Origin of the sequence: Streptomyces sp. NPDC045470, from assembly GCF_040646595.1 — a bacterium.
Taxonomy (GTDB): Bacteria; Actinomycetota; Actinomycetes; order Streptomycetales; family Streptomycetaceae; genus Streptomyces.
Genome location: NZ_JBEZAN010000063.1, coordinates 1 through 1,051 on the forward strand (window position 1 = coordinate 1; position 1,051 = coordinate 1,051).

Genomic DNA, 1,051 nt, shown 5'->3' on the forward strand with positions numbered 1-1,051 from the left:
ACGACCTCGTGCACGGTAAGCGGTGAGGCGTCGAGCCTCTGATCGTCGATCATGGTCATGTGGTGAGGAACGCGTCTCGTGCAGCGATCGTCAGCGACCGGAGGATCACGGGCCTGGCAGCCGACGCGATCGCTGAACTCGTTGCTGAACTTGCTCCGTTGCGGCATGAACGGCACCAGGCCCGGCTCACCTCCCGGCCGCGGAAACGGGCCATGGGTGCCGGCGCGAAACACCGGCTGGTGTTCGTCGACCGGCTCCTGGCCACGCTCGTCCATCTTCGTCACGGGGTCACTCACGACGTGCTGGCCTGCTGGTTCGGCGTGGACCGCTCCACCATCACCCGGGCTATCGGTGAGGTACGGCCCCTGCTCGCTGAGAGAGGCTGCACCGTCAGCCCCGACGTGCGGCTGCGGTCTCTGGCCGACGTCGTCGACCACCTCGGCGCGAGCGGGTCGACCGGCATCATTGACGGCACCGAGATCCGGGTCCGTCGGCCCGCCGCCGGACGCAAGGACCGCGATACGTTCATCTCCGGCAAGAACAAGCAGAACGCCGTCAAGTCCATGGTGGTCACGGACGGCGAGGGGCACGTGCTGTGGTGCGGCCCGGCACGGCCCGCGAGCTGCGCCGACATCACCCACGCCCGGCAGTTGGGGCTGGTCAAGCTCCTGGCCGAGGGGCCTGCGATCGAGGTCCTCGCCGATGCCGGCTACCAGGGATTGGGCCCGCAGACCGGCGGCCGGGTGGTGACACCACCACACCGCAAGTTCAAGAAGAACGCCCCGGACTGGTACGAGGAGATGCACGAACGACAGCGCAAGGCGCACTCCTCCCGCCGTATCCGGGTCGAGCACGGCGTCGCCCATCTGAAGAACTGGCGAGCCCTGGCCCGCCACCTCGGACGCCGCGAGCACATGAGCGACACCGTCCAGGCCGTCGCGGGTCTGCTGTCTCATCAGCAGACCGCGGACCTGACGTCGACACGGCAGAGGTGAACACCGAGTCCCGCCGCCATCCTCGACGCCTCACCGCTTACCGTGCACGAGGTCGT

The 1,051-nt window shown here is 68.3% G+C and carries 2 protein-coding genes; one reads left to right on the top strand and one right to left on the bottom strand.

The features are described from left to right. Positions 1–284, bottom strand: a 284-nt coding sequence (locus tag AB0A97_RS41660) for a hypothetical protein (RefSeq protein ID WP_361161329.1), incomplete at its 3' end; no start/stop codon positions are given. Between AB0A97_RS41660 and AB0A97_RS41665 the strand changes: the two genes are divergently transcribed. Then, on the top strand, positions 213–995 hold the full coding sequence (locus AB0A97_RS41665; protein WP_361161326.1) for a transposase family protein: 783 nt from the start codon (positions 213–215) through the stop codon (positions 993–995). The genes AB0A97_RS41660 and AB0A97_RS41665 overlap by 72 nt on opposite strands. Positions 996–1,051: the final 56 nt, after the last annotated feature.

What these genes read in the sequence shown, in the direction of transcription:
- AB0A97_RS41665 (WP_361161326.1), top strand. Translation starts at nt 213, where the DNA reads ATGGGTGCCGGCGCGAAACACCGGCTGGTGTTCGTCGACCGGCTCCTG.